The sequence below is a fragment of the Escherichia sp. KTE172 genome (assembly GCF_000408845.1).
In the GTDB taxonomy this organism is placed as follows: domain Bacteria; phylum Pseudomonadota; class Gammaproteobacteria; order Enterobacterales; family Enterobacteriaceae; genus Escherichia; species Escherichia coli.
This window is the reverse complement of record NZ_KE137311.1, coordinates 83,826-90,478: the sequence shown is the minus strand read 5'-3', so window position 1 is coordinate 90,478 and position 6,653 is coordinate 83,826. Positions and strand designations below refer to the sequence as shown.

At 52.0% G+C, this 6,653-nt stretch carries 10 protein-coding genes and 1 pseudogene; all 11 read left to right on the top strand.

Features of this window, described 5'->3' with window-relative positions:
* Positions 1 to 225, top strand: a 225-nt coding sequence (locus G434_RS23950) for an IS1 family transposase (protein WP_001642742.1), incomplete at its 5' end; no start/stop codon positions are given.
* A 1-nt stretch (position 226) separates the two neighbouring features.
* Positions 227 to 571, top strand: a complete 345-nt coding sequence (locus tag G434_RS31055; protein WP_071841884.1) for a tyrosine-type recombinase/integrase — start codon at positions 227 to 229, stop codon at positions 569 to 571.
* A complete protein-coding gene (locus G434_RS23955; protein WP_016239111.1) occupies positions 564 to 1,577 on the top strand; it encodes a tyrosine-type recombinase/integrase in 1,014 nt (337 codons plus the stop codon). Before G434_RS31055 ends, G434_RS23955 begins: the two co-directional genes overlap by 8 nt.
* Before the next feature lie 192 nt (positions 1,578 to 1,769).
* Positions 1,770 to 2,345, top strand: coding sequence for a hypothetical protein (locus G434_RS23960; RefSeq protein ID WP_001004766.1), 576 nt, complete (start codon positions 1,770 to 1,772; stop codon positions 2,343 to 2,345).
* Between the two features lie 141 nt (positions 2,346 to 2,486).
* A pseudogene (locus G434_RS26655) lies at positions 2,487 to 2,666 on the top strand (DNA methyltransferase); the annotation flags it as partial.
* Positions 2,667 to 2,888, top strand: coding sequence for a hypothetical protein (locus G434_RS23965; RefSeq protein WP_001104879.1), 222 nt, complete (start codon positions 2,667 to 2,669; stop codon positions 2,886 to 2,888). It abuts the pseudogene before it with no gap.
* 13 nt (positions 2,889 to 2,901) lie between these two features.
* On the top strand, positions 2,902 to 3,336 hold the full coding sequence (locus tag G434_RS23970; RefSeq protein ID WP_016239110.1) for a DUF1380 family protein: 435 nt from the start codon (positions 2,902 to 2,904) through the stop codon (positions 3,334 to 3,336).
* 45 nt (positions 3,337 to 3,381) lie between these two features.
* Positions 3,382 to 4,158: a hypothetical protein gene (locus G434_RS30190; protein ID WP_016230901.1), complete on the top strand. Its 777-nt coding sequence runs from the start codon at positions 3,382 to 3,384 to the stop codon at positions 4,156 to 4,158.
* Between the two features lie 416 nt (positions 4,159 to 4,574).
* Complete coding sequence (locus G434_RS23980) at positions 4,575 to 5,000, top strand: antirestriction protein (RefSeq protein ID WP_016230902.1); 426 nt, start codon at positions 4,575 to 4,577, stop codon at positions 4,998 to 5,000.
* A 46-nt stretch (positions 5,001 to 5,046) separates the two neighbouring features.
* The gene (locus tag G434_RS23985; protein ID WP_000271725.1) at positions 5,047 to 5,469 is read left to right on the top strand and encodes a DUF1380 family protein; all 423 of its coding nucleotides are present in this window, start codon (positions 5,047 to 5,049) and stop codon (positions 5,467 to 5,469) included.
* Positions 5,466 to 5,657 carry a hypothetical protein gene (locus G434_RS23990; protein ID WP_016230903.1) on the top strand — a complete coding sequence of 64 codons (192 nt, stop codon included), beginning with the start codon at positions 5,466 to 5,468 and terminating at the stop codon, positions 5,655 to 5,657. Before G434_RS23985 ends, G434_RS23990 begins: the two co-directional genes overlap by 4 nt.
* The last annotated feature ends 996 nt before the right edge of the window (positions 5,658 to 6,653 follow it).

The window sequence follows — 6,653 nt, the reverse complement described above, 5'->3', positions numbered from 1 at the left end:
GACGTGGTGATATGGATGACGGATGGCTGGCCGCTGTATGAATCCCGCCTGAAGGGAAAGCTGCACGTAATCAGCAAGCGATATACGCAGCGAATTGAGCGGCATAACCTGAATCTGAGGCAGCACCTGGCACGGCTGGGACGGAAGTCGCTGTCGTTTTCAAAATCGGTGGAGCTGCATGACAAAGTCATCGGGCATTATCTGAACATAAAACACTATCAATAAGTTGGAGTCATTACCTTTTTTCTCCAGCCCGGAAGGTAATAGGATATGTGCTTATACACTTCAAAGTTATTTCCGTCGGCTCTGTAATAATTGCAGTATCTGGCGCCAGGATGGTGCACGATACCAGCCACGAATACATGATTTACGTCATTCATTTGCCGTGCATCGTTTAGTTTCATGGTACCAAAAAGGTGAGGATGTACAGCTGTTATTACCTCATCTTTCAGTTTATCTGGGACATGTTCATCTCCGGGCGACACAAGTCTATTTAAGCATGACCCCACAGTTGCTTGATGAGGCCAGCCTTCGCTTTGAAGCTTATGCTTTTGGAGGAAAATATGAGTAATAATCAGTTGTTAAGTACATGGGTTCGGCGTTTTCTGCTGGAATATTTGATTAGCGAACGAAATTTTTCCCATAACACACAGAAAAGCTACCGAGATATGCTCCGTTTGTTACTTCCCTTCATATCGTCTACAGTGGGAAAAGAAATAGATAAACTAACTGTCGAAGATCTTTCAGAAAGCTGCGTACGTGGTTTTCTATGTAATCTTGGCGATCATAGGCATTGCAGTGCGACAACACGAAATCAACGCCTTGCGGGAATACGTTCTTTGGCCCGTTATATAGCTATAAAGGCACCGGAATACACAGAATGGTATGGTAGCTTAAAAAGTATCCCACAGCGGAAAAGTAGTGCACCTATAATGAACTATCTGGAAAAGGATGAAATGGATGCTTTGTTGGCGGCACCTGATATCACGACCATTCAGGGGAGAAGAGATCATACCATTTTATTGTTCCTTTATAACACTGGGGCTCGTGCAGATGAAGTTGCACATGTCAAAATCGGTGATTTAACTCTAAACCGATTTGACAGACGTGAAAGCTCATCAGTTGTGTTACACGGAAAGGGTAATAAGCGTCGGCATTGCCCTATCTGGCCGGAGACTGCACGACTTCTACGATTATTAATCGGAGATCGCCAACCAGATGAAGCGGTTTTTATTAATCGAGAACATAATCCGCTGACACGCTTTGGTATCCATGACATTGTTGTACGTAACGCAGCTCTTGCTGCACGTTCACTTCCATCATTAATCAGTAAGCGAGTGAGTCCGCATACTATACGCCACACAACAGCCACTCATCTGCTTCGAGCAGGTGTGGACATTAATACTATCAGAGCATGGTTGGGACACGTTTCATTGTCTACAACACTAATATACGCAGAAGTTGATATTGAAATGAAAGCACAGGCACTCAAGATGTGTGAACCGGAGCAGAAGGAGAAAGTATTGAAACCATGGAAAAAACAGAATGATATAATGGCTTTTCTCAAATCAATATAAAATTTTCAAACTGTATATACAGGGAATATCTTCTGTTCTTATTCTAAGAATACTCATGAATAATTATTATTTGACATGTTATGCATTCATAAATTAGCTCTGGGTATAGTATAAAACAAATTTGATATATTCCAGTTAATTGTGGGTAAACTATAGTCAACACGATAAAAAACAGACGAAGGAATAGTTAACATGAACGAGAATTTTTCCAAAGAAAAACTTTTTCAGGGAATGATATTTACCCTCTTGATTACTTTTGCTACTGGTCTTGGTAACGTTCTGTCCGAGTTCTTTATGCTGGATGTAAAAAAACAAGAGGCTGAAGACAATCTACATGCGGATGCCAGACGACAAGCGACTGAACTACACTGTACAAAACTCCAGGAAAGTGCATCTTTGGCAACTGAGATTATGTTTCGGGCGGACCGCGGGTATCCCAATGTAGTTACTCTGGAAGATCTTATATACGGTGAACAAATGCCAGAAAAGAGGGTTCCTGATGAAAAAATTAAAGAAGAACAGAAAAATCTGGAACATCAGGTGTTTAAGTTGCTTCCATATCTTCTGCCTGATGAAGCACAAATAATGGAGAAAGTCATGCTACAACACTCCATATTAACGAGCATGCGCACCAGTAAGGTCCCTGCTGAACATCGGAGTGCCCCATCAGAAGGTGGATTTAATTTCAATAATGAAATGCATGAACTCCGCAGGGCAGGAACACAGATGAGCCAGATATTCAGAGAAAGATGCATGCGTGTTGATTGATTTTGAACGTTCTCTACGTCAGAGACAACATCTCCCTTCAATTCAATACTCACCGTTCGTTATGTTGTCTTCATCTTTCTCATTCACACAATTAAAAACTCCTAAAAAGATATACGCAACATAACGATCATCACAACATAAGACCCGTTTGCAGGCAGCGGCTCAACCTGCGTGGCCGCCCTCCAGTCCGGACGCCGGTATATCGGTATCGAGCTGCTTGAGCAGTATCACCGTGCCGGGCAGCAACGCCTTGCCGCCGTACAACGAGCCATGCAGCAGGGGGCCGCGAATGATGACTGGTTTATGCCGGAGGCTGCGTAAATGAACTATGCCGGACACGAAAAACTTCGCGCCGAAGTGGCGGAGGTGGCCAATGCCATGTGCGACCTGCGTACAACCATGAATGAGATGGAGCAGCGGTACAGCTTTAATGCCGACACCCTGCCGGAACGTCTGGTGCGTCAGACGCTGTTTCGCGCAAACCGCCTCCTGATGGAGGCATATACCGAAATTCTGGAACTGGATGCGTGCTTTAAAGATTGAGAAGGAGACGAGAATGTACGGAACATGCGAAACGCTATGCCGGGAGCTGGCAGTAAAGTATCCGGGAGACATGCCGCTGATGCTGCTTATCTGGTCCCCGGAAGAGATTCAGGCCCTCGCTGACGGAATGGATATTTCCCTGTCCGATCATGAAATCAGAACCGTCCTGGCGCGCCTGGAGGACATCCCGGAAGACCAGCGGACTGAATCCGGTATTTCTTCCGGCGTGGCGATGGAGATCATCAATAACGTGAGCGAAAACCGCCAGGTGACCGTCCCTGCTGAACTGCTGGCGTCCCTGATTCAGACCGCTGAACAGGCATTGTGGAAACGTGAATGGGCCGCCCGGGATCATGGCCTCGCCGTCCCGGAATGCGTCACCCGCCGTCAGGCGGTGATTAATCAGGCCCGCACCCTGCTGAAAAACAACAGACACGAAAACGACTGATGTTATCGCCGCCTCCGGGCGGCGATTCAGGGAGAACGATTAATCATGAACGAAAACACAACGCTGAACGCACTGATTTGTCGTCACGCCCGCAACCTGCTGCTGGCGCAGGGCTGGCCGGAAGAGACGGATGTTGACCAGCGGAACCCGAAGTATCCGGGCTGGATCAGCATTTATGTTCTGCTGGATGCGCCCCGGCTGGCGACGTTACTCATCAACCGTCACGGCGGCGTACTGCCGCCGCTCCTGGCCTCCGCCATTCAGAAACTGACCGGAACCGGGGCGGAACTGGTACTGTCCGGCAGTCAGTGGCAGTCGCTGCCGGTACTTCCGGCAGACGGAACACAGGTGTTTTTCCCGTATGCCGGAGAATGGCTGACCGAAGACGAAATCAGGGCAGTTCTTGATGCAGTGCGCGATGCGGTACGCAGTGTCAGTTGCCGGGTGGCAGAAGATGCGCAGCGTATCAGGGCGGCGCTGACCACAACCGGTCAGACGTTGCTGACCCGCCAGACGCGCCGCTTTCGCCTGGTGGTGAAGGAAAGCGATCACCCCTGCTGGCTCGATGAAGACGACGAAAACCTGCCCGTGGTGCTCGATGCCATCCTGAACCGGGGAGCACGTTTTTCGTCGGTGGAAAAGTATCTGGTCAGTGAGTGTGTGGAGCATATCCTGTCCAGTGGGCTGGCCTGCGATGTGCTGCGTATACCGGATGAACCGCCCCGCCGGTGGTTTGACCGTGGTGTTCTGCGGGAGGTGGTCCGGGAAGCCCGGGCTGAAATTCGCAGCATGGCGGATGCCCTGGCAAAAATCCGGAAATGATGACGATGGCGGGGAAAATCCCCGCCTTTTTCCTGCCGGTCACCGGAAAGAGCACAAAGGAAGTCGCCGCCGGCTCCGCTTTACCCGGCCATGCAGGGCATGGCCTTGTGGTTTTTCAGTTATGTGGCCTCAGCGTCGTGTGCGGGCTGTGCCGTGCCTCCATCTTAGCCGGGCTGGCGTTGATGCAAGGGTACGCTTCGCCGCTACGGTCACCCGGTCCCTCCTTCCCGTCTGCCGTGATTTTCCGGTCGTTCGCCCGCTCAGGTTTCGCGGCCTCACCCTGCAACTCCCGTCAGCCGTGTGCGTCAGGCTGCGGCTTCCCTTGCGCCCCTGCATCCCCGCCTGTTCGCCCGGCTTTTATGGAGGCACGGCACCGCCCGGTGTCGCGGAATATGTGAACAACGGAGGAAAACATCATGCAATATGCGAAACCTGTCACTCTGAATGTTGAAGAATGCGACCGCCTCTTCTTTCTGCCTTACCTGTTTGGCCTGGATTTTCTGTATGCCGAGGCATCTGTGTACGCGCTGGCGAAAAAAATGATGCCGGAATATGAAGGCGGATTCTGGCACTTCATCCGCCTGCCGGACGGTGGCGGTTACATGATGCCGGATGGCGACCGTTTCCACATGGTGAACGGTGCAAACTGGTTTGACCGTACCGTGAGTGCTGATGCCTGCGGCATCATTCTGACTTCCCTTGTGATTAACCGCCAGTTGTGGCTGTACCACGACAGCGGTGATGCAGGACTGACCCAGCTTTACCGGATGCGCGATGCGCAGTTGTGGCGTCACATCGAATTTCACCCTGAATGCAACGCGATTTACGCGGCTCTGGACTGATTAACGGACGGGGCGGCAATGCCGCCCCTGTAAAGGAGACGAGAAAATGTACTGTACTGTTAAAGAAATTATCCGCGAAGTGCTGGATACAGACGTGCCGGACAGTGAATGCGTTTTTGCCGTGGTGCTGACCCGTGGGGATGTGCGTCACATAGCCCAGGACTGGAACCTGCCAGACGATGAGCTGGAAACCGTCATGCAGCGGCTGGACGATGCCTTTGAGCATGGTGCGGATGTCAGCGTTGTTCACGACGTTGTTCGTGAACTGATGGAAGAAAAGCGCGTCAGCCGTCAGGTGACAGTCCCGGCGGTGATGCTGGAAAAAGTGATGGCGCTGGCAGGCAGTGAAATGAAGCGCCTGTATGCCGTCGGGAGTGAGAACGGGGGCGACGGTGACGCATTCGTCAGGGAAGAACGCGAAGCGATGGACGTTGTGTTACAGGCGCTGGACGGGGAGCACATGTCATGAATATCAGCACAGAAACCCGCGAAATTCTGCGCAATTACAAAGCCGTGATTAATGCGCGGCGTCGTGAAATGGGGCAGAAACCGCTCACCACTGCGCAGATTGTTGATGAAATCTGCGATTTTGTGGTGAATCAGCAGGCGGTTTTCCTCGGTGGTCACTATATCCTTCAGGGCTGCAGAAACAGGTGATACAGGGCAGGCGGTGGAGGCCGCCTGTCAGCCCGCGCGAAAATCCCTGGCAGGCTGGCGCCTGCCGGAAGGGAAGCGGGCCACGCTGGCGCGTCGCCCGTTACCCTTCCCGTCTGTGATGTGTCTGACTCAGGAGTGTTTCTTTCTTATGTTATGGAACTGTTCCTGATGTTGTTGTTCCTTTATCTGCTGCTCTGATTCTGACTACTGCAGCGTTGTTCTGTCTGCCGGGCGCACCTTCGGCTCCCGGCTGCCTGGCGGCATCCGGTCGTCAGGCCCGACTCCGACAGGCAGCTGCTGGCGCACCTGCCAGTCTCCGCCGAACCCGCTGGCGCGGTTTCGGGCTGCCGCTACGGTCCGATGCGTGAAAACCCCTGGCTTGCAGCGACCGTTCCGGTCGCGCCGCCTCTGTCGCGCCGTGGCCTGCGCTCCCGGCATCCCGGCAAAAGGCCGCCGGGATGTGAGGGGCAACGCCGTTTCGCGCACGCGCTCTCCGTCGTTGCGGCGGGTCCCTGCTCATTGCCTGCCGGGTGCCACACACCCGTATGAGTCCCTGTCGCCGGGGGCATAGACAGCCACAACCTGCCGCACTGACTGTCCAGGGTAAATGAACAGCCCACAAAATTTTTTACCCAAAACCCGGTAAAAAATTTTGCGTTCTGCCCAGGACAGGTGCGTCAGGCCGTGGCAGTGATGCCCCTTGCGGCGAAGGTTCTCAAACGGGTGAAGTTCATACCACAGGGAATACAGCAGCAGGTTCCCGCGAAACGTCAAAACCGCGGCTCCCGAAACTCAACGGGTGATGTTCTTTAAAAATCAGGATTTATTTCAGGCTCCGGCAATATGCATTTATTTGTTCTGTCAGTCATCCGGCTGGCAGGTAATGAGAACGCAGGAACAGAAGGAGGAAAACACCGGAGAACGTCAGACGCAGATATGAAAAAAGCAGGTCAGGGACCTGCTTAATCCACGCCGTAAGAATTGCGCAACCAATTT